Raw genomic sequence first — 21229 nt, 5'->3', positions numbered from 1 at the left:
TGACCATGCAGGAGATGCACGTCGCCCGCCACGTGGTGGCGGGCACACCACCCTGTACTGGAGCCCCGCCTCCGGCCCGGCGGCATGTAGAGCGGCCTCCTGGATGTCTCGCCCCCGTTGGTCACCTTCCAGCGGTCCCACCGCTTCCCGCCCCGCATCCTGCCCGACGGCGAGGCGGTCACCTCGGTCCCGACCCTGCGGTTCTACGAGCGGGACGAGATCGAGGCGTCGCTGAACGCCGCCGGGTTGGAGGTCGACGAGGTCCTGGGCGTGCCGGACCGGCCGGGCCTTGCTTGCCCGCCGACCCTGGCGCGGAGTCAGGAGATGCCGCGGAAGAAGGTGCGAATGTCGTCCGCGAGCAGCTCCGTCTCCTCCATCGCGGGGAAGTGGCCGCCCTCGGTGAACTCGCTCCAGTGGCCGATCGCCTTTCCCGGGTCCATCGCGCGGCGCATGAGCGGATGGGTGTCGAACACGGCCCATCCGGACGGCACGTCGGAGGCCATGACCAAGTCGATCCCGGAGTGCTCGGACTCGTAGTAGAACTGCGCGCTCGACGCGCCGCTGCGGGTGAACCAGTACAGGCTGATGTTCGTGAGGAGCTGGTCGCGGTCGACCGACTCGTCCGGCGTCCGGTAGGCGCCGCTGGTCCTGGTCTTGAACTTCTCGGCGATCCACGCGAGCTGACCGACCGGCGAGTCGGTGAGCGCCGCGCCGATCGTGTCGGGACGGTGGTCCTGCATCTCGAGATACCCGCGCTCGGCCGCATCCTCGGTGCGAACTGCCTCGATCTGGTCGATCTCGTCATCGGACAGACCGTCGGGGTAAGGGAACTTGTCGCCGACCAACCCGAGCCACCGGGGGTCGCTACCGATGTGCGTACCGATGACGCGCTCCGGGTAGAGCGCCGCGAGACGGCCGGTGGTGCCCGCACCGATGTCGGTTCCGTGGGCCGCGAACCTCTCGTAGCCGAGACGCGTCATGATCTCGGCGTAGGCCTCCGTCGTCCGTGCCAGCTCCCAGCCGGTCCCTGACAGCGGGGTGGAGAACCCGAAACCGGGCAGCGAGGGGATGACCACGTGGAACTCATCGGTCAGCATCGGGATGAGCCGCTGGTACTCGACGAACGAGCCCGGCCAGCCGTGGTTGAGGATCAGCGGGATGGCCTCCGCGTTCGTCGATCGCGCGTGGACGACGTGGAACGTCTGGCCGTTGACGACCGTCGTGAGCTGTTCGTGCTCGTTGAGCCCCTCCTCCTGTGCACGCCAGTCGAACCCGTCGCGCCAATATTCGGCGAGCTCCTTCAGGTACACCAGCGGGATGCCGCGGCTGAAGTCGGTGCGGTCGTCTCGGCCCGGCACGGAGATCGGCCAGCGCGTGTGTGCCAGCCGGTTACGCAGATCGTCGATGTCGGCCTGCGGGATGTCGATGCGGAACGGTGTGAGTGCGTTGTTCTCGTTCATGACACCGACGTTTCCAAGCAATGCGGCAGGTTGGCTTCCGCAATTGCTGAAATGATGGAGAACATGTTGGAGACCTCGGCCCGCCTGCTCGAACTGCTGTCACTGCTCCAGCTCAAGCGCGACTGGACGAGCTCCGAGCTCGCCGGCCGGCTCGATGTGAGCACGAGGACCGTGCGCGCCGACATCGGCAAACTGCGGTCGCTCGGCTATCCCGTGGACGCGCGCCCCGGCGTCACGGGCGGGTACCGGCTGGCCGCCGGGGCGGCGATGCCCCCACTGCTGCTCGACGACGACGAGGCCGTCGCCGTCGCGGTCGGACTGGGGGTGGTCGCGACCCAGAGGCTCGGTGTCGAAGAGACGTCGCTCACCGCGCTCGCGAAGTTGGAGCAGGTGCTGCCCTCGCGCCTGGGCCGGCGCGTCGAGGCGGTACGCGAGGCGACGAGCGTCGTTCCGGGGGCTGAAACGCCGCTCGATCTCTCGGTTCTCGGTGCGGTCGCTGCCGCGATCCGCGGCCGCGAACGGCTCCGGTTCGGATACACGAAGCCCGGGGGCGGCGAGGGGGCCCGCCACACCGAGCCGCAGCGGCTGGTGAGCTGGGGGCCACTCTGGTACCTGCTCGCGTGGGACCTCGACCGTGACGACTGGCGGGTCTTCCGTGTCGACCGCATGGTCGCGCACGTACCGACGGGTGCTCGGTTCCAGCCGCGCGTGATCCCGGGGGACGATGCCGTCGAGTACGTCGTCGGACGCGTCAGCAAGGCGGCGTGGAAGTACCGCGCCCGGGTACTCGTGCATGCTCCCGCCGCCAAGGTCGCCGCGAAGATCCCCGTCCCGGTCGATATCGAGGTGGTCGACGAGGCCACGTGCAATGTCGAGCTGGGTTCCGACGATCCCGGCCGACTCGCGTTGTGGATGACACAGCTCGACGCCGACATCGAGGTGATCGACGGAGACGAGCTCGCGGCGGCGTTCGATCGCCTCGCGACGAGGTTCCGCCGCGCGGCGGGTGGCGCCTCCACGACGTGAACCCCGGCCGTGCGCCCGCCCGCACCCGCACCGGGCGGCTCCGGGGCGGCCGTGTCCGGTCCGGGCGGCCCCGATGGTGTCCGGGACGGGTTCGAACTGCGGGATCCCGCCGGCTCGGCCGGCGGTGATGGCCGTCGCCATCAGTCGTTGGCCCTGCTCGGCCCCGGCGTGGACCTTGGTAGTCGGCCCGCCCCGGGAACGGCCCAGGACGTGACCGTCCGCCTCGACCTGCTCGGCGCCGTGGCGGAGGCCGCTCGCCGACCCGAAAACCTTTCAAAAACACTTTCTAGGTCATTTTCACCGACGCGAACGGCCGTGCGCGGACGGCACCGTGTCTCTCACCAGCCTCGTGTTCCTACGGGCCCGATCCGGCGCCGGGTCCCCGACCTCGGCGCGGACAGGGCCCTTCCTTCTGCGATCAGTGGAGATGACTGTGAAAGACATGACGAAATCGACCCGCCGCCGATGGTGGTGGGCACTCTGGACCCTGCTGGCCGCGTCGGCCGTCGGTATCGCCCTCTTCTCGGCGGAGCCCTACGTGGTCGGGGACGTGGAGCGCAACAGGATCCCGCTCGACCCCGAGATCGCCTCCCACTACCTCTCCATCGCCGTGCACGCGATCCCCAGCTCCCTGGCGCTGCTCATCGGACCGTTCCAGTTCGTCACCCGGCTCCGCGTCCGGTACCCGAAAGCGCACCGCGTCGCCGGCCGGGTCTACATGGTGTCCGTCGTGCTGGGGTCGATCGCGGCCCTGTTCGCCGCCACCTTCTCCGTCAGCGGGTTCTCGGTCCAGGTCGCCTTCTACATCCTGACGGCCGCCTGGCTCTACACCCTCGCCCAGGCCTACCGGACCATCCGCCGGGGTGAGGTCCACCTGCACCGGGTCTGGATGATCCGCAACTACGCACTCACCTTCGCCTCCGTGACCCTGCGGATCTACCTCGGCCTGGGCCTGGCGCTCCAGGAGAGCCACTTCCCGTCCCTGACCTTCGACGACGTCTACCACGCGAGCGCGTGGGCGTCCTTCGTGGGGAACGTGCTCGTGGCGGAGTACTTCATCGTGCAGCGCATCCTGCAGCCCCTGGCCAGCCGGCGCAGACCCAAGGGGGACGCCGCCGCGCGCACGACGGCCGACCGCGGGGCCCTCGTGGGCGCGAGCCGGTCGGTCGGCGACGGGTCCGGGACGGATGTCGGTGTCACGGTGCCGGCCGGGCCACCGGGCTCCGGGGGACCCGGGTAACCGGTGGCCGCGTCGGCCGCTGCGGCGCGGGGGGCGGTGGAGCGCACAAGACCCCCGCGAGCCGTGCCGCGGGGGCCTTCGCCGAACCTGGACCGGGAGGACCTGTGCCCGCCCGAGGGGTGGGACTATTCGCTGACCAGCGCCTGGAAGGTGGCCGCGTCGACCACGCCGTCGGCATCGAGTCCGACGTCCTGCTGGAAGTCCGTGACGGCGTCGTGCGTGGCGGTGCCGAAGGTGCCCTGACCGGGGGTGTCGGTGGAGAACCCGTCCGCGGCCAGGTCGTATCCGTGCTTCTGCTGCAGCGCTGTCTGGACCGCGCTGACGGCGTAGCTCTCGTCGCCCTGCTGCACCGGACCGGCGGCCTCGACCAGGAACTCCCAGCTGCGCGCGTCCAGCACGCCGGTGACCTTCAGGTCGGTGTCCTGCTGGTAGTCCATGAGGGCGTCGAGCGCCCGTTCGTCGAGCACGTGGTCGACGACCTTGTAGGGCTCGAAGTAGCCCTGCTCCCACAGGAGGTACTTGGCGACCGCCACGTCCCAGCCCATCTGGCCCTGCCAGTACTCCGGCCACGCGCTGTCCTGGGAGGCGGTCGAGGCCAGGGGGGAGGTGTCGACTCCGTCGGCCGCGACGGCCGGTGCTCCGGCCAGTCCCACACCGACCGCCAGGGTTCCGGAGGCGAGGAGGGCGGTGATCGTCCGTGCGGTTCGCGCCATGTGGGGTCTCCCTTTCTGTCGGATCCCGCGGGACCCCGTTGGTCCCGCCGTCGACGGATCCGCTGCGGCGGGGAGCGGCTCCCCGTCGCAGCCCTGTGCCCGTCCGTGCCCGACACCGCTCGACGGAAACGGGGGCGGCGGCCGGCCGACGCCCCCGTACGGGTGATGCGCTGGGACGACAGTGTTCGATTTTTCGGGCGGCTGGGCCGCCGCTGCGCCTTCGACGTGACCAGAGGAGTGCGCAGGCTCTGCACGCTCGCGCTGGGGGGCGGGTGTCGGGGGTCGGGGGGCGGTGTGCCGCGGGACGGACACCGGCGGCACGGGTCACCGCACCTGGCCCGGGAGGGCGTCCCTGACGAACACGATCCCGTCGGTGCCTGCCACCTGGGCCGGGTCGAGCGGGGCGTAACCGAACCACGGGGACACCCGGGCAGCGGGTGCCACGTCGGCGAGGACAGCGGCCAGCTGGTCCGCGCCGACGACGCAACGCTCCTCCGGGAGTGCGTACAGCAGCCCCTCGACGGTGTCCGGGGAAGGGGCCTCCACCCCCTGGTGGCGCATCGTGCCGAGGGCCGTGGCGAGGAAGGCGTACCCCTCGCCCAGGCGGGCGCTCACGATCGCACCGGCGCTCCACCACTCCAGCGCCAGGTCGCCCAGCCGCATCGAGCTCCTGTCCCGCTGCAGGTGGCCGTTGTGGGCGAACACCAGTGTCGGGCCCCGCTCGGCGAGGTCCAGCAGGTTGGCGGCCATCATCGAACCCCGCAGGTCCAGCAGCCTCGCCATACGGGCCGGTGAGGTGTCGGCCATCCAGAAGTGGTAGCGCAGCAGACCGGTGGCGGTGCGGCCGTACAGCTGGGCCCGTCGCCAGTCCTCCTGTGAGGACGCCGCGACCGGGTGCGGCGACCGCGCCTCGCACAGGGCCACCAGATCATCGGCGAGCAGCCGCAGCCGCGCGGCGTCGGGTGTTCGCCCCACGGACCGGGACGGGTCCCTCATCGCGGCGGGTTCGGTCCACCGGTCGTCGGCGCCGAGCAGACGGTCGAGTGTTTCCGCGGTGCAGGGAAGCAGACCGGGGTCGACCCGGGCGGCGAGGTGGGCGTGGAGCGCGGTGAGCGCCTGCCGGGGGCTCGCGCCGCCGGTGATCTCCAGGGGGCCGTCGAAACCGGCGAAGCGTACCCGCTCGGGCGAGGGGCGGCCCTCGTTGTACTCCCGCATCCAGCGCACGAGCTCGCGGTTGGCGGTGGACGCGCCGAACCCGTGGCTGAACCCGTGCTCCATGACCCCGTCGAGGGAACCGGTGCCCGAGGTGACGTGATCGTCCACGACGAGGCCCATCAGGCAGTCGCTCTCGATCGCGATCGTCCGGTAGCCCTCCTGCTCCACGAGCTGCCGGAAGAGTTCGTTGCGTACATCGAGCAGGTTGTCCGCCCCGTGGGTGGGCTCGCCCAGGGCGAGCAGCCGCGGCCGGGACGGGAGCAGCCCCATCACGGCGGCGGCCCCGACGGCATGGGTGATGTTCTTGATGCCAGTGACCATGCCTTCAACGGTATCTTTGAAGCTTCGGTTGAGACTTTGAGGCGCTATCGTCGGAGTCATGCGACAAAACCTTCAAAGTAGTGTGAAGCTCCGGCCGATCGACCTGGCGCGCGGGCACGGTCTCTCCACGCAGGCGGTCAGGAACTACGAGGAGGCCGGCATCCTTCCGGCCGCCGACCGCACACCCCACGGGTACCGCACCTACACCCCGCTGCACGCGCGGGCCCTGGAGGCGTTCCTCGCGCTGGTGCCCGGCCACAGCCACCCGACGGCCACGGCGATCATGCGGGCGGTCAACCGGGGCGCCGCCGAGGACGCGTTCCGGCTCATCGACGAGAGCCACGCCCAGCTGCTCGACGACCGCCGCACCCTCCGGGCCGTCGAAGCCGCCCTCCGCGACCTCGCCCCCGCACCCGAGGAGGGCGGCGAGACGTTCGTCGGACCCCTGGCGCGAAGGCTCGGCCTTCGCCCGGCCACCCTGCGCGCGTGGGAACGGGCCGGCCTGCTCCATCCCCGCCGCGACCCGCAGACGGGCTACCGGGTCTACAGCGCGGCCGACGTGCGCGACGCCCTCCTGGCCCACCAGCTCAGACGGGGCGGCTACCTGCTCGAACAGATCGCCCCGCTGATCGCCCGGGTCCGCTCCGCCGGCGGCATCGCGCCGCTCGGGTCGACGCTGCGCGACTGGCAGGCCCGACTCTCGGCCCGGAGCCGCGCCATGCTCACCGGCGCCGCCGCACTGGACGCCTACCTCGTCCACCGGACGGCCCCGCCCGGGGACGGGACCCGCAGCGCACACCTGCCCGCGGCGCGGGCGAGAGGGTAGTGGCCGGTCAGGGACGGTCGCGGGGCCGCTTGCGCGCGGTGGGGACCGGTTGCGGGGCCTTCCCGGGGACGACCGTGTTGGACACCGCGCCGATGCCCTCCACGGTGAGCGTCACGGTGTCGCCCGGTACGAGAGGCGGCGGGTCCTGGCGTCCCCGCCGCCCCCACAGCTCGGCCAGGCACCCGCCGTTGCCGCAGGTGCCCGAACCGAGCACGTCGCCGGTGCGTACCCGCGTGCCCCGTGAGGCGTGGGCGAGCATCTCCTCGAACGTCCAGGCCATGTTGGACAGCAGGTCGCTGCCGACCGCCTCCCCGTTGACCTCGGCGGTCAGGGCCAGGCGCAGGAACCCCTCCCCGTCGCGGTAGGGCTCCAGCTCGTCGGCGGTGACCAGCCAGGGGCCCAGGGTCGAGGCCGTGTCCTTGCCCTTGGAGGGCCCCAGCCCCACCCGCATCTCGCGCGACTGGAGATCGCGCGCCGACCAGTCGTTGAACACGGTGTAGCCGAAGATGTGGTCCCGGGCCCGCTCGGGGGACAGGTCCGCGCCTCCGCGGCCGACGACCGCGGCGACCTCCAGCTCGAAGTCCAACACCGAGCACCCCGGTGGGACCGGGACGTCGTCGTGCGCACCAACGAGGGAGGCCGGGTTGGTGAAGTAGAAGGCGGGCGCGTCGTACCAGGCGTCCGGTACCCCCGCCTCGCCGCTCACACTGCGGCGAACGCCCTCGACGTGTTCCTCGAAGGTGACGAAGTCACGGACCGAGGGCGGCTCCAGGGGTGGCAGCAGCCGCACCGAGGCCAGGGGCACGGGTTCCCCGGTGGAGGGGACGGGGGCGCCCCCGACGAGGTCGAGCAGCTCGGCTCCCTCGGCGAAGGGCAGGACCCGGTCCCCCTCGACCACGCCGCAGCGGCGCAGCCCCTCGTGCTCGTAGGTGGCCAGTCGCATAAGTTCTCCTGTCGGTCTACATCGGAGGTGCGACGAAGACGCCGCGGTCGGGGTCGTTGAACGACTCCTTGGCGACGAACTCGTCCATCGGGTTGGCCGTGCCCCACTGGTCGGTCACTTCCGGGTCGGAGAAGTCGTACATGTGGGGGTGCCAGGCGTCCTCGTCCAGCATCTCCAACTCGGTCGTGTACTCCAGGGTGTTCCCGTGCGGGTCCATGAAGTAGGAGAAGGTGTTGTTCCCGGCCAGGTGGCGCCCCGGCCCCCAGATCTTGCGCACACCCGCGCGCAGCAGGCGCCCCGTCCCGCGCATGTACTCGTCAAGGCCGCGCATCTCGAACGACACGTGGTGCAGCGAGGTGTGCGGCCCCTTGGCCAGGGCGATGCTGTGGTGGGCGGGGTTGCACCGCATGAAGTGCATGACCTCGCCCATGTGCGGGTGCATGAGGGTGTCCGAGAGCGCGAAGCCCAGGTGGCGCTCGTACCAGAGGCGGGTGCGGTCCAGGTCCGGGGTGTTGAGCACCACGTGCGAGAGGCGGACCGGAACGGACTCCTTCTCCTCCACCTTGCGGTGGGCGCGCACGGCGACGTCGGCGGAGACCTCGATGGTGCGCCCGTCCACGTCGAAGAAGCGCATGCCGTAGCCGCCGCCGGGGGTGTCCACCGCCCCCGGTTCGCTGACCATCCGCACGCCGGCGCGGATCAGCCGGTCGGCGAGCGCGTCGACGTCCGCGGGGGAGGCGGCGCCGAAGGCCACCAGGTCGATCCGCTTCTCCTCGGCCCGGCGCAGCCGGACCACGTAGTTCTCCGGAGAGCCCTCCGCGGCCAGGAAGGAGACGCCGGTGTCCCTCTCCGCCTCCGTGAGCTTCCACATGTCGGTGAAGAACTTCTGCTGCTTGTCGAAGTCGGGCACGGCGAGCGCGACGTGCCGGACGTGGGTGATGAGCCGCTCTGTCATGGGATTTCCTTCGTGGGTGGGTCGGCGGTCAAATCGAGCAGGGCTGCGGCGTTGCCGCCGCCGATCGCGGCGAGTTCGGAGGGCTCCAGGCCGGCCTCGCGCAGACCCGCCACCGGAGAGTCGGAGCCCATGTCGAAGGGGTGGTCCGAGCCCAGCAGGACGCGGTCCGCGCCCACGGCCCGCACCAGGTGGCGCAGGACGGCGGAGTCGTGGACGAGGGAGTCGAACCACATGCGCCGCAGGTAGGAGCTGGGTGGTTCCGCGCACCCGCGGGCGTCGGGACGCACCCGCCAGCCGTGGTCGGCGCGGCCGACGTGGGTGGGCAGGTAGCCGCCGCCGTGGGCGGCCACGACCCGCAGGCCCGGGTGCCGGTCCAGGACACCGGAGAAGATCAGGTGGGACAGGGCCACGGCGTTCTCGGCGGGCTGCCCGACGATGTTGGACAGGTACCAGCGGTCCAGCCGTTCGTCGAGCGTGCAGCCGAAGGGGTGCAGGAACAGCACCGCGCCGGTCGCGGCGGCCCGCGCCCACAGCGGTTCGTAGGCGGGGTCGGACAGCTCCCGGCCGGGGGCGTGGGAGGAGATCTCCACGCCTCGGAGCCCCAGGGACAGGGCGTGGTCGAGCAGTTCCACGGCCTTGTCCGGGTGCTGGAGGGGGACCAGGCCCAGACCCAGCAGCCGGTCGGGGGCGTGGGAGCAGTGCTCGGCCACCCCCTCGTTGGCCGCCCTGTGCGCGCGTTCGGCCACCGACGGCTCCGCCCAGTAGTGGTAGTGGGACGGCGAGGGGCTGACGAGCTGCACGTCCACACCGGCGGCGTCCATGTCGGCCAGCCGCGCGCCCACCCCGGTCAGGCGGTGCAGCCGTTCGGCCACCATGCGGCCGCTGACCCGGAGGGACTCCTGCCCGTTGCGCCGCGCGTCGGCGGCCCGGTGGCCCTCGTGGCCCCGGCGGCCCGCGACCTCCGCCTCCACCCCGGGGAGCAGGACGTGTGCGTGGACGTCGACGATCACGGTGCCTCCGAGACCAGGGCGGAGACCCTGCGCATCATGCCGGGCACGTCGGCGTCGCGGACACCGTCGAGCTGCCACCGGGCCAGCGTCACCGACGACTCCACCACCGTGCGCACACGCTCGAAGCGCCTGGCCGTGAAGGCGTCGAACAGGGACTGGTCGACGGTGTCGGCCGCCAGCAGCAGCTCGGCCAGCACCAGGGCGTCCTCCAGCCCCTGGGCGGCGCCCTGGGCGAGGGTGGGCGGGCAGGCGTGCGCGGCGTCGCCGATGAGGACCACCCGGCCGCGGTTCCAGGGGCCCTCCACGAGCAGGGACTCGAACCAGGTGTAGTTGACGCGCCCGGACACGGCGATCTCGGGGCGGATCTCGTCCCAGACCCCGCCGTACCCCCGGGACAGCTCGGTCATGTGCGCGGCCCGGTCGCGCTCGGTGAGGTCGTCGTGGGCGCGGGCCCGCTCCACCAGGTAGGCGTACATGGTGTCCGGACCGGTGGGGCAGTAGCCCGCGATGAAGCACGGTCCGCCGTAGACGAGGTCGGTGCGCTCCACGCCGGCCGGGCGGCGGGTGTGGATGCGCCAGATGCCCATCCCGGTCGGTACGGGCTCGGCGTCGACACCGATCATGCGGCGCGTGGCCGAGCGGATGCCGTCGGCCCCCACCACCACGTCGTAGCGGGCGGAGCCGCCGTCGGAGAACAGCACCTCCGCGCCGTCCCGGTGCTGGGTCAGGGAGCGCACGGTCAGGCCCGGGAGGACGCGGGCCCCTGCCGCCCTGGCGGACCCGACCAGGATCGCGGCGAGTTCGGGCCGGTTCATCCCGATCGTGGCCGGCAGGTCCGGGCCGCCGGTGCGCACGTCGGGGATCTCGGCGCGCAAGGATCCGTCGGGTGCGCGCATGCCAAGGCTGTCGAAGGCGTAACCCAGCTTCGCCACCTGTTCCCACACACCGAGTTCGCGCAGGACACGCAGTGCGTTCCCCTGGATGGTGATACCCGACCCGAGGGCGTCGGCGTCGTGCTTGATCTCGGCGACGTCCACGTGGACGCCCGCGCGGGCGAGAAGGATGGCCAGGGCCAGGCCGGACGTTCCGGCCCCGACGATCAGGACGTTGCTCACTGCTGCCATGGGGGGCACCTCACTTGACGGCGACGGGGTTGACGGGCGAACCGACCGCTCCGGTGAAGGGGATCGGAGCCGCGGTCAGGAAGAACTCGTGGACGCCGTCGGCCGCGCAGTGCGCCGCCAGGGCGTCCAGGTCCCACATCTCGCCGATGAGCAGACCGATATGGGGGATGGCCACCTGGTGCAGGGGCTGGAAGGCGTCGTCGAACTCGTTGGGGCGCACCTCGAAGCCCCAGGTGTCGGTGGCGATCGCCGCGATCTGTGTGGAGTGCAGCCACCCGGCCGCCGTGAACGACAGCCCCGGCGCGGGGCCGCCCGCGTAGTCGCCCCAGCCCTGGCGGCGGGCACGGGTGAGCTGACCGGTGCGCACGCACACGATGTCGCCCCGGCCCACCGTGACGCCGTGTGCCTTCGCGGTGGCGTCCAAGTGGTCGGCGGTGACGGCGAAACCGTCGGGGAGTTCGCCCCCGTCCCCGAGGACACGGCCCACGTCCAGCAGCACGCCCCGTCCCGCCACGTGCGCCGCCATGTGCTCGATACCGGTGACCTGGTCGCCGCCCGAGGTGACCACCTGCGCGGCGTCACGGCCGTTCCAGGCCCTGCCGTGGTCGAAGATGTGGCCGAGGCCGTCCCACTGGGTGGAGCACTGCAAGGGCATGGAGACCACGTCGTCGGCGCCGCCGATCCCGTGCGGGAAGCCCTGGTTGCCCCGGGCCGCGTCCACGCCGGTGTCGAGCATGGTGTGCACGGGGTTGGTGCGGCGCCGCCACCCCTTCTGGGGGCCGTCCATGTCGAAGCGCTGCGCCAGGGAGAAGCTGGCGCCGAGGCGGACGAGTCCGGCGGCCTCGCGGCGCTTGGGCCCGTCGAGGAAGTTGACGGTGCCCAGGACGTCGTCCTCGCCCCAGCGGCCCCAGTTGGAGTACTTGCGTGCCGCTTCGGCGACGGCGCCCTCAGGATCGGTGCGGTCGAGCATCAGGCCTCCTCGGCCACGCAGGTGTTGCGCTGGGAACCCAGGCCGGTGATCGTGCCGTCCATGACGTCGCCGGCGCGCAGCAGCCGCCCCCAGTGCATGCCGTTCCCGGCTGGGCTGCCGGTCAGGACCAGGTCGCCGGGGAGCAGTTCGACGGTCTGGGACACGTGGGAGACCAGACGGGCGACATCGAAGATCATGTCCTTGGTCGACTCGTCCTGCATGACCTGTCCGTTGAGCCTCAGCGTCACCCGCAGGTCGGCGGGGTCGTCGACGAACTCGGCGGGGACCAGGAACGGGCCCAGGGGGGTGAAGGTGGGGGCGTTCTTGGCGCGGAGCCAGTCGGTGCCGATCTCGGGCATGTCCCGGCGAAAGACCAGTTCGCGGGCGGTGACGTCGTTGGCGATGGTGTAGGCGGCCACGTGGTCGAGCGCCCGTTCGGGGGAGACCCGGTGGGCGGGCTCGCCGATGACCGCGGCCAGTTCCAGTTCCCAGTCGGGTTTGGTGCACCAGCCCGGGAGGACCACGTCGTCGTAGGGCCCGGTCACGGAGGAGGGGAGGCCGATGAACACGTACGGCTGGTCCTCGGCGGCCCGGCGGTCCATCATGGCCGCGACCTCGGCCCGCACCTGGTCCGCCGGGCGTCCGTTCTCGGGTTCGTGGGCGACGGCCAGATCGACCACGTGGGTGCGGTAGTTGGCCCCCGACTGCAGGATCTGGCGCGGTTGCACGGGGGCGTGGACCCGTAGGTCGGTGAGCCTGTGCCGTGTGCCGCCACCGCCGGCCAGCTCGCGCAGCACGGGTAGGACCTCGTCCCAGCGCTCCAGCAGGTCCCGTGTGCCGGTGTTCGTGCCGGAGGTGCCCCGCAGGCCGGGCACGGTCCGCAGGTCGAGAACCTCCTCACCCGTGACCAGGCCGGGGAAGGGGACGCCGCCGCCGAGGGAGAAGGTCCCGAGGGAGAAGGGGCGGGTGGGTGACGGGTCTGTTGCCACGGTGTTTCCTTCCGGTGTGATGCCACTAACATCGGTCACACGGAGAGATTTGTGAAATAGATCTCTCGTATGGAGGGCATCTGTCTGGTGGATATCAGCAGGAAGGCGTCGGAGTGAACATCGCGAACCTGGACCTCAACCTGCTCGTCGCCCTGCGCTCACTGCTGGAGGAGCGCAACGTCACCAGAGCGGGGGAGCGCATCGGTCTGAGCCAGCCCGCCACCAGTGCGGCCCTGGCGCGGCTGCGCCGCCACTTCTCCGACGAACTCCTGGTGCGCAGGGGGAACCGCTACGAGTTGACGCCCCTGGGTCACGCCCTGCGGGTGCCCGCGGCCAACGCCTGCTCGGTCATGGAGCGGCTCTTCAGCAGCCGGGCCCACTTCCACCCCGACACCGAGCAGCGGGACTTCACACTGCTCGCCTCGGACTACGCCATCGCCGTCTTCGGATCCCGGCTGTCCCGCGTGCTCCACGCCGAGGCGCCGGGCGTCAGGCTGCACTTCCGGCAGATGCCCGAGACGATCGTGGACGCCACCGAGAGCGTCCTCGGGAGTGTGGACGGCGTCCTGATACTGCACGGGGTGATCAGCGGATACCCCACCGTGGAGCTGTACCGCGACGAGTGGGTCTGCCTGGTCGACGCCGGCAACGACTCCGTGGGCGAGACGATCACCATGGACGACCTGGCGCGGCTGCCCTGGGCCGTCTACCGGCGCCCCTACGACGCTCCGGGCACCCACCAGCTGGCCATGCTGGGCCTGGACCCGCACGTGGAGGTCTCCGCGCACAGCTTCCGGCTGCTCCCCGACCTGGTCCGCGGCACGCGCAGGGTGGCACTGGCGCAGCGGCGCCTGGTGGAGCACCCGGCGGAGAGCGCCGGACTCCGCGCGCTGCCCTGCCCGTTCCCCGCCGCCCCGATCCAGGAGGCCCTGTGGTGGCACCCGGTCCACCGGCACGACGCGGCGCACATGTGGCTGCGTGAGACCGCGGCCAGAGTCGCGGCGGAACTGGACCGGGAGCCCGTCGCCGGCGGCCCGGGCATCGCGCCGGTCCCGCACCCGTGACGGGGGCCGGCGCGACGGCAGCCCGGGGCTGCGAGGGGCTGAGCTAGCTGGAGGCCCGTTCGACCAGGTGGGGCGCGAACAACAGGCGGCGGTGCTGATGGCCGGCCTCCTCGACCTCCTCGACCAGGAGCTTGGCCGCCGCGCTGCCCAACGCGTGGCTGTCCACGTGCACCGAGGTCAGGGGCACGCCGGCCGTGGCCGCCGACTCGATGTCGTCGAACCCCACCACGGCGACGTCGTCCGGGATGCGCCTGCCGGCACGGGTCACCGCCTGCATCACGCCCAGCGCCAGCAGGTCGTTGGCGCAGAACACCGCCGTGGCGGGGTGGGGCGAGGCCAGGATCCGCTCGCCCGCGCGCCGGCCCTGGTCCAGGGTGAACGCACCCGCCTCCACCACCTCCACGGCCTCCTCCGGCCGACCGGCCAGTGCCGCCGCGCGGCGACACCCGGCCAGGCGGTCCACCGACTGGCGCATGGGGGCGGGCCCCGTCACGCAGGTGATCCGCTCGTGCCCGCGCGCCAACAGGTGGGTGGCCGCCATCTCGCCCCCTGCCGCGTCGTCCACGGCGACCGAGCACACGTCCGCGAACCCGGTCGAGTTGTGGAACAGCACCGTCCGCAGCCCCCGTGAGCGCACACGGTCCACCCACTCCCGGGACAGCTCCGCCGGGGTGATGAGTGCCCCCTGGGCCTGCTGCTGGAGCAGCATCTCCAGGTAGCGCTCCTCCTTGGCCGGGTCCACGTCGGTGTTGCACAGGACCACGGTCCGCCCCACCGCGTGCAGGTGGTCCTCGGCCCCGCGCGCCACACCGGTCAGGAAGGGGTTGCGCACGTCGAACAGCACCAGGCCCACGCCGGTGCCGTACCCGTTGCTGAGCTGGCGCGCGGCCTGGTTGGGTCGGTAGCCCAGCGATCCGATGGCCTCGCGCACCCGGTCCTGGGTGGCCGGTGCCACGATCTCCGGCCTGTTCAGGACGTTGGACACGGTGGCGACCGAGACTCCGGCCTCCTGGGCCACTTGCCTTATGCTGACGGCCTTCACGGCGTGTGTGCTCCCCGCGTTCCCGGTGGAGGGGTTGGGTTGTAACGCTTCAATCCGGGTCCTCCGATAGTAGTGGGACGCGACGTCCACGAGCGCGCCGCGTCGGCCCCGTCCCCTCCGGGACCCCCGCTCAGGCGGGGAGCCAGGGCGCCTCCAGGCGGTGCTCACCGCTGCCCACCTCGAAGGGGGCCAGACCCGGCAGGTCCACCGCGGCGCTCGTTCCCGGGGGTACGGCCACGGACACGCGCAGCCGGTCGCCGTCACGGCGCCAGTGCACGCTCGCCGTCCCGTACGGGGTCTCGTGCGAGACGCCCGCCCGCTCCAGCCCGCCACCCGGCCGGGGGGCCACGCGGATGCTCCGGTAACCGGGAGCGGCCGGCGCCAGACCCGCCACCGTCCGATGGAGCCAGTCGGCCACCGCACCGAGCGCGTAGTGGTTGAAGGAGGTCATCTCGCCGGGGTTGATCCGTCCGTCGGGCAGCATGCTGTCCCAGCGCTCCCACACGGTGGTCGCCCCCATCGTCACCGGATACAGCCACGAGGGCGACTCGCGCTGGAGCAGCAGCCGGTAGGCCGCCGCGGTGTGGCCGTGGCGCGACAGGGCGTCGCACACCAGGGGGGTGCCGGCGAAGCCGGTGGCGATCCGGTAGCCGCCCTCGGCGACGAGTTCGGCGAGCCGGTCGGCCGCTCCGGCGCGTGCGGTCCCCTCGGGCAGCAGGTCGAAGCACAGGGCCAGCGCGTACGCCGTCTGCGTGTCGCTGGTGAGCCGCCCCCCGCTCCCGGTGTAGGCCGCGCGGAAACCGTCGCGTACGTGCCCGGCCAGGCGCGCGTAGCGCTCCCGGTCGGGGCCCAGGCCCAGTACCCGCGCGGTCTCAGCCATCGTGCGCAGCGTCTCGGCGGCGTAGGCCGTGGCCACCAGCGAGGGCTCGGTGCGCGACTGGAAGGGGTCCTCCGGCGGCGTCGCCGGATCGAGCCAGTCGCCCAGCTGGCGGTCCCGGCGCCACGTGCCGTCGGCCTCCAACCGCTGCGCCACCAGATCCGCCCACGCTGCGGCGCTGGCGTACTGGTCCTTGAGCACCCGCACGTCGCCGAAGCGCTCGTAGACGCGCCACGGAGTGAGCACGGCGGCATCACCCCACACCGCCGCAGGCCACGCCGGTGTCCAGGTCGGGGCATGGATGGTGGGCACGATGAACGGCACCGTGCCGTCGGGGTACTGCTCGGCGGCCAGGTCCGCCAGCCACGAGCGCAGCATCCCCGCGCAGTCGTACAGGAAGGCCGCGGTGGGCGCGAACACCTGGATGTCGCCGGTCCACCCCAGCCGCTCGTCGCGCTGGGGGCAGTCGGTGGGCACGTCGACGAAGTTGCCCCGCATGCTCCACCGCACGTTCTCGTGCAGGCGCTCCACCAACGGGTCGGAGCACGTGAACTCTCCGGTGGGCCGCATGTCCGTGTGCAGCACGAGCGCCGCCACCGCTCCGGGCCCCATCTCGCCCGGCCAACCGGTGATCTCCGCGTAGCGGAAGCCGTGGTAGGTGAAGCGGGGCTCCCACTCCTCGACCTCACCGGTGCCCGCCAGCACGTAGGAGTCGGTGGCCTCGGCGAAGCGCAGCGGGCGGGTGCACAGCTCCCCGTCCTCCAGCACCTCGGCGTGGCGCACGGTCACCTCGGTTCCCCCCGGTCCCGCCACGCGCAGGCGAAGGCGCCCCACAAGGTTCTGTCCGAAGTCCAGCAGCAGGCCGCCGGACGCTGTCGGGGCGACCGACACCGGTTCCAGTTCGGCGGTGCGGCGCACCGGTGGTGACAGCGGTGCCACCAGTGTGGCGGGGTCGCGCTCGACGGGGACGGCGGGCGTCCAGCCGGTGTCGTCGAAGCCGGGCTCCGACCAGCCCGCCGGTTCCAGGCGCGCGTCGTGGCGTTCGCCGTCGTAGAGGCTGGAGGACAGGGTCGGGGAGGGTGCGCACCGCCAGCCGGGGCCGCTGCCCCAGCGCACACGCGACCCGTCCTCGCACTCCACCTCCAGTTGCGCCAACAGGCCGGTGCGGTCCCCGTAGATGTCCCGGCGGCCCCCGTGGAAGCCGAGGCGGCCGCGGTACCAGCCGTCCGCCAGGTGCGCGCCGAGCACGTTCTCGCCCTCGCGCAGCAGCGCCGTCACGTCGTGGGTGCGGTAGCGCAGCCTTGCCGGGTAGGTGGTCCAGCCGGGGGCGAGCACCTCGTCGCCCACGCGCACACCGTTGACCTCGGCCTCGAAGACCCCGTGCGCGGTGACGTACAGGCGCGCGGACCTGGGCGGCGCGGGCAGGGTGAAGCCGCTCCGCAGCAGGACGGGGCGCTCGCCCTCTCCCAGGCCGTCGCCAGGGCCGACCATGCCCGCCCACCAGTCGCCCGGTTCGAGCAGGCCGGTCTCCATCTCCAGGGGCGGGCTCCAGGGGGAGGGGGCGTCCAGGCCGCCTCCCCACACGCGCACCCGTACCGACCGGCGCTCGCGCGAGGCCAGGGGCCCGGCCGGCCAGGGTACGAGCACGGACCCGGCACCGGCCAGGCGCCCGCTCGTCCAGGTCCGGACACCGTCCCCGCGGACCTCGACCTCGTAGGCCTCCTGCTGCCAGCCGGGCGCCGCCCGGCTCATCGTCCACGACAGCCGGGGGCGGGACTCGCCGATGCCCAGCGCCGAGCGGTGGTGCTCGGCCGTGGGCGCCTCGGGCACGGCGCCGACGGGGGTGTTGCGGGGAGGGGACACAGGGGACTCCTGTACGGGAGCGGGGAACGTGGCAGCCCCGGACACGGGTCCGAACCGCGCATCCGAAGACGCGAATTGAAACGGTTCAAGGCGTGGGGCAAGCGTAACCGTAGAAACAGGAACGTGCTTCCGTCAAGGGGTGGGGGTGCCACGCAGCTGCGCACTCCTGCGTCAAGGCCTCTTTCCACTCAATGAAAAGCCTGGTCAAAGACGAATTTTGTGGCGGAGGGGGCGAGGCGCGCAGGTCACTCCGATCGGGTTGCGAAGAGGTTTCGTTCGTCTTCGGGGGTTGACGCACGTCACTTCCTCCGCCTAGCTTCGGGCCAATCAATAAATCGTTTCAACTCTGTTAAACCCAGAGTCGCGCAGGAACCGGACCAGTGAACTCCGCTCCCGCGCCCCCATGAGGAAGACCCGATGGAGACAGCTATGGCCACGCAGGCCACACCCGTGGGGAGCACCAGTCCGCCCCCGACCGCCCCGGTGGGGCGCACCCGGACCCACCGGACCGCCGTGCCCTGGTGGTTCGTACTCCCCGCGCTCGCCTTCTTCGCGTTCGCGGTGCTGGTGCCCAGCGCCAGGGGCGCGGTGTACTCCTTCACCGACTGGGACGGACTGGCCAGGTCCTTCTCCTTCGTCGGCCTGGACCAGTACCGCTCCCTGCTCGCCGACGAGGCCGCACGCGACGCCCTCGTCCACACCCTCCTGATCGCCTTCGCGGTCACCGTCGTGCAGAACGCCGTCGGTTTGCTCCTGGCGCTCGGGGTCAACAGCCGGATCAGGTCCCGCAACGTCCTGCGCGTGTTCTTCTTCGCCCCGGCCGTCATCACCCCGGTCGTCACCGCGTACCTGTGGAAGTACCTGTACGCGCCGGAGGGTGCCCTCAACGCCGCGTTCGAGGCCCTCGGACTGGGCTTCCTCGCGCAGAACTGGCTGGGGGACAGCGGACTCGCCCTGTGGTCGGTCGTCGCCGTCATCGTCTGGCAGTTCTCGGGCTACTCCATGGTCATCTTCCTGGCCGGGCTGCAGTCCATCCCGCGGGAGGTCTACGAGGCCTCGGACATGGACGGGGCCGGGCCGATCCGCCGCTTCTGGTACATCGTCCGACCCATGCTCGCCCCCGCCTTCACCATCAACCTGATGCTCTCCCTCATCGGCGGGCTGAAGCTGTTCGACCAGGTCTGGGTGATGACCCAGGGCGGCCCCGGCGGCGCCACCGACACCCTGTCCACCGTCATCTACCGCGAGGCCTTCCAGTTCAACGCCTTCGCCTACAGCACGGCCATGGCGGTGGTGCTGACACTGTTCGTGATCGTGCTGAGCGGCATCCAGTACGGCGCCCTGGGCCGACAGGAGAAAAACTCGTGAACCGCTACACCTGGCGGACCGGTGTCCTGGAAGCGACGATGATCGCCGCGGCCCTGGTCTTCGCCTTCCCGCTCTACATCCTCGTGGTCCAGGCGCTGCGCCCCGCGGACGAGACGGGCGCCTCGCCCCTGGCCCCGTCCACCTCGCCCACCCTGGACAACTTCGGCCAGGCCTGGCAGCAGGCCGACCTGGGGCCGGCCATCGCCAACAGCACCATCGTCACCGCGACCAGCGTCGTGCTGCTGGTCGTGCTCTCCTCGCTGGCCGCCTACCCCATCGCCCGTTCCACCCGCGGCTGGTCGCGCGCCGTCTTCGCGCTGTTCATGCTGGGCCTGCTCCTGCCGTTCCAGCTGGCGTTGATCCCGCTCTACCAGACCATGCGCGACCTTGACCTGCTGGGAAGCCCGATCGCGCTGGTCATCTACTACACCGGCGTGCAGATGCCCTTCTCGGTCTTCCTGTACACCGGGTTCCTGCGCGGACTGGACCGCGGCTACGAGGAGGCCGCGATGATGGACGGCGCCGGCCCCCTGCGCACCTTCTTCAGCGTCGTACTGCCGCTGCTGCGCCCGATCACCGGAACGGTGGTCATCCTCAACGTCATCTTCGTCTGGAACGACTTCCTCACGCCGCTGCTGTACCTCAGCGGCTCGGGCAGCCAGACCATCCCGGTGGCCCTGTTCGGATTCGTCGGACAGTACGTCTCCCAGTGGCCCCTGGTCTTCGCCGGCCTGATCATCGGATCGATCCCGGTGCTCGCGGTCTACTTCGCCATGCAAAAGCGCGTCATCCAGGGCTTCGCAGGAGGCCTGAAGGGCTGATCCCCTCCGGACACGCACCCACCCCCGCTCCCATCCCGTTCCCCCGATCTCCTGGAGAGACCCATGTCCAAACCCCTCGCACCCCTGGCCTGCCTGGCCGTGGTCGCGGCCCTCACCTCGTGCAGCGCCGAGGACGAAGCCTCTGGAAACGGACTCACCGTGACCGCCAACTCCACCGACCGCGTGCCCATGGACGAGGTGGTCTCCGCCTTTCAGGAGGCCAACCCCGACGTCGAGGTCACCGTCACCTACGCGGACACCGACCAGCTCCAGAGCACCCTGCGCACACAGCTGTCCTCGGGCACCGGCCCCGACGTCTTCACGGTGTGGCCGGGCAACGGCAACCCGGCGGCGCTGGAGCTGCTGGCGCCCAGCGGCTACCTCGCCGACCTCGGCGACGCCGCGTTCGCCTCCGAGATCCCCGAGGGCGACCGCCCTGTGACCGAGTACGAGGGCATCACCCACGTCGTCCCCGTCACCTACAGCGGCATCGGCGTCATCTACAGCCAGGAGGCGCTGGACGGCCTGGGCGCCGAACCCCCCACCACCTGGAGCGAGCTCATCGACCTGTGCGGCACGGCCCGCGACGAGGACATGAGCCTGCTCGCCCTGGGCAACCAGACCCCCTGGGTGACCCAGCTGGTCACCTACGCGCTGGCCGCCACCACCGTCTACAACGACAGCCCGGACTTCGACGAGCGGATGGCCTCCGGCGACGCCACCTTCGCCGACTCCGAGTGGCGGACCGCCATGGAGAAGTACCTGGAGATGGACGAGGAGGGCTGCTTCAACGACGACCCCCTCGGCACCAGCTACGAGGCCTCCGTCGCCAGTGTCGTCCAGGGCCGGTCGGTCGGTCTGGTCCAGGTCGCCACCACCCTCTCCCAGGTCCGGACCGAGATGGGCGACGCCGAGCTGGGCATGTTCGCCCTGCCCGCCACCGACGACGCCGAGGAGACCCTCATGCCGGGCTCGATCTCGGCCGCCTACGGCGTCAACGCCGAGAGCCAGAACCCCGACGCCGCCATGGCCTTCGTGGACTTCCTCGGCTCGGCCGAGGGGCAGGACATCTACGCCACCGAGGGCGGCACCCTGACCGCCCTGCCCGACGAGGAGCGCGAGGCCGACCCGGCCCTGTCCACCCTCACCGAGTTCCAGAGCGGGGGCCGGACCGTGCCCTTCATGGATCAGCGCTGGCCCAACCCCCGCGTCCAGCAGACCCACTTCACCGTGATCCAGCAGCTCTTCGCCGGCGACATCACCGTCGAGGACGCCCTGGCCGAGATGGACGACTCCTACCAGGACAGCTAGTGTCCTGAGTCTCAAATATCCATATAGTTGTGTGATGGTACGACCAGGACCCAAACTCGCGCCGCTGGACCTGACCGCTGACGACAAAGCA

At 71.5% G+C, this 21229-nt stretch carries 18 protein-coding genes; 7 read left to right on the top strand and 11 right to left on the bottom strand.

The genetic code is table 11. The features are described from left to right. Positions 1–317: 317 nt before the first annotated feature. Entirely contained in the window at positions 318–1460 is a 1143-nt protein-coding gene (locus tag ACFWTE_RS15960) for an epoxide hydrolase family protein (RefSeq protein WP_378780171.1), read from the bottom strand. 63 nt (positions 1461–1523) lie between these two features. Here ACFWTE_RS15960 and ACFWTE_RS15955 point away from each other — a divergent pair, with 63 nt between their 5' ends. Both ACFWTE_RS15955 and ACFWTE_RS15950 read left to right on the top strand, forming a co-directional pair. After that, a complete protein-coding gene (locus ACFWTE_RS15955) occupies positions 1524–2486 on the top strand; it encodes a helix-turn-helix transcriptional regulator (protein ID WP_378780202.1) in 963 nt (320 codons plus the stop codon). Between the two features lie 442 nt (positions 2487–2928). Further along, on the top strand, positions 2929–3726 hold the full coding sequence (locus tag ACFWTE_RS15950; RefSeq protein WP_378780169.1) for a DUF2306 domain-containing protein: 798 nt from the start codon (positions 2929–2931) through the stop codon (positions 3724–3726). 125 nt (positions 3727–3851) lie between these two features. Here ACFWTE_RS15950 and ACFWTE_RS15945 read toward each other — a convergent pair whose 3' ends face one another. Continuing rightward, positions 3852–4439, bottom strand: coding sequence for a peptidoglycan-binding protein (locus tag ACFWTE_RS15945; RefSeq protein ID WP_378780168.1), 588 nt, complete (start codon positions 4437–4439; stop codon positions 3852–3854). Positions 4440–4763: 324 nt separating this feature from the next. Further along, complete coding sequence (locus ACFWTE_RS15940) at positions 4764–5975, bottom strand: erythromycin esterase family protein (protein ID WP_378780166.1); 1212 nt, start codon at positions 5973–5975, stop codon at positions 4764–4766. 58 nt (positions 5976–6033) lie between these two features. Here ACFWTE_RS15940 and ACFWTE_RS15935 point away from each other — a divergent pair, with 58 nt between their 5' ends. Continuing rightward, entirely contained in the window at positions 6034–6801 is a 768-nt protein-coding gene (locus tag ACFWTE_RS15935; RefSeq protein WP_378780165.1) for a TioE family transcriptional regulator, read from the top strand. Positions 6802–6808: 7 nt separating this feature from the next. Here ACFWTE_RS15935 and ACFWTE_RS15930 read toward each other — a convergent pair whose 3' ends face one another. The 6 genes from ACFWTE_RS15930 to ACFWTE_RS15905 are packed head-to-tail and all read right to left on the bottom strand — an operon-like array spanning position 6809 to position 12792. Continuing rightward, positions 6809–7744, bottom strand: a complete 936-nt coding sequence (locus ACFWTE_RS15930) for a fumarylacetoacetate hydrolase family protein (protein WP_378780164.1) — start codon at positions 7742–7744, stop codon at positions 6809–6811. A gap of 16 nt (positions 7745–7760) precedes the next feature. After that, complete coding sequence (locus ACFWTE_RS15925; RefSeq protein ID WP_378780163.1) at positions 7761–8699, bottom strand: VOC family protein; 939 nt, start codon at positions 8697–8699, stop codon at positions 7761–7763. Beyond that, positions 8696–9709, bottom strand: coding sequence for an amidohydrolase family protein (locus tag ACFWTE_RS15920; RefSeq protein ID WP_378780162.1), 1014 nt, complete (start codon positions 9707–9709; stop codon positions 8696–8698). Before ACFWTE_RS15920 ends, ACFWTE_RS15925 begins: the two co-directional genes overlap by 4 nt. After that, positions 9706–10833: an FAD-dependent monooxygenase gene (locus ACFWTE_RS15915; RefSeq protein WP_378780161.1), complete on the bottom strand. Its 1128-nt coding sequence runs from the start codon at positions 10831–10833 to the stop codon at positions 9706–9708. The genes ACFWTE_RS15920 and ACFWTE_RS15915 overlap by 4 nt, the downstream gene beginning before the upstream one ends. A 10-nt stretch (positions 10834–10843) precedes the next feature. After that, positions 10844–11803, bottom strand: coding sequence for a cyclase family protein (locus ACFWTE_RS15910; RefSeq protein WP_378780160.1), 960 nt, complete (start codon positions 11801–11803; stop codon positions 10844–10846). Continuing rightward, a complete protein-coding gene (locus ACFWTE_RS15905) occupies positions 11803–12792 on the bottom strand; it encodes a fumarylacetoacetate hydrolase family protein (RefSeq protein ID WP_378780158.1) in 990 nt (329 codons plus the stop codon). The genes ACFWTE_RS15910 and ACFWTE_RS15905 overlap by 1 nt, the downstream gene beginning before the upstream one ends. 113 nt (positions 12793–12905) lie before the next feature. Here ACFWTE_RS15905 and ACFWTE_RS15900 point away from each other — a divergent pair, with 113 nt between their 5' ends. After that, complete coding sequence (locus ACFWTE_RS15900) at positions 12906–13856, top strand: LysR family transcriptional regulator (RefSeq protein WP_378780157.1); 951 nt, start codon at positions 12906–12908, stop codon at positions 13854–13856. Positions 13857–13899: 43 nt separating this feature from the next. Here ACFWTE_RS15900 and ACFWTE_RS15895 read toward each other — a convergent pair whose 3' ends face one another. Together ACFWTE_RS15895 and ACFWTE_RS15890 are read right to left on the bottom strand one after the other, a co-directional pair. Beyond that, on the bottom strand, positions 13900–14874 hold the full coding sequence (locus ACFWTE_RS15895; protein WP_378780155.1) for a LacI family DNA-binding transcriptional regulator: 975 nt from the start codon (positions 14872–14874) through the stop codon (positions 13900–13902). A 154-nt stretch (positions 14875–15028) separates the two neighbouring features. After that, positions 15029–17638 carry a family 78 glycoside hydrolase catalytic domain gene (locus tag ACFWTE_RS15890; protein WP_378780154.1) on the bottom strand — a complete coding sequence of 870 codons (2610 nt, stop codon included), beginning with the start codon at positions 17636–17638 and terminating at the stop codon, positions 15029–15031. Positions 17639–18067: 429 nt separating this feature from the next. Here ACFWTE_RS15890 and ACFWTE_RS15885 point away from each other — a divergent pair, with 429 nt between their 5' ends. The 3 genes from ACFWTE_RS15885 (at position 18068) to ACFWTE_RS15875 (ending at position 21138) form a co-directional block, all read left to right on the top strand. Next, positions 18068–19006, top strand: a complete 939-nt coding sequence (locus ACFWTE_RS15885; protein ID WP_378780153.1) for a carbohydrate ABC transporter permease — start codon at positions 18068–18070, stop codon at positions 19004–19006. Continuing rightward, complete coding sequence (locus ACFWTE_RS15880) at positions 19003–19827, top strand: carbohydrate ABC transporter permease (protein ID WP_378780152.1); 825 nt, start codon at positions 19003–19005, stop codon at positions 19825–19827. Before ACFWTE_RS15885 ends, ACFWTE_RS15880 begins: the two co-directional genes overlap by 4 nt. A 63-nt stretch (positions 19828–19890) precedes the next feature. Next, positions 19891–21138, top strand: coding sequence for an ABC transporter substrate-binding protein (locus ACFWTE_RS15875; RefSeq protein ID WP_378780151.1), 1248 nt, complete (start codon positions 19891–19893; stop codon positions 21136–21138). Positions 21139–21229: the final 91 nt, after the last annotated feature.

It is taken from the genome of Nocardiopsis sp. NPDC058631 (genome assembly GCF_042716955.1).
GTDB lineage: Bacteria > Actinomycetota > Actinomycetes > Streptosporangiales > Streptosporangiaceae > Nocardiopsis.
Note: the sequence above shows the minus strand (reverse complement) of the source record. Positions and strands in the feature narration are given on the sequence as shown.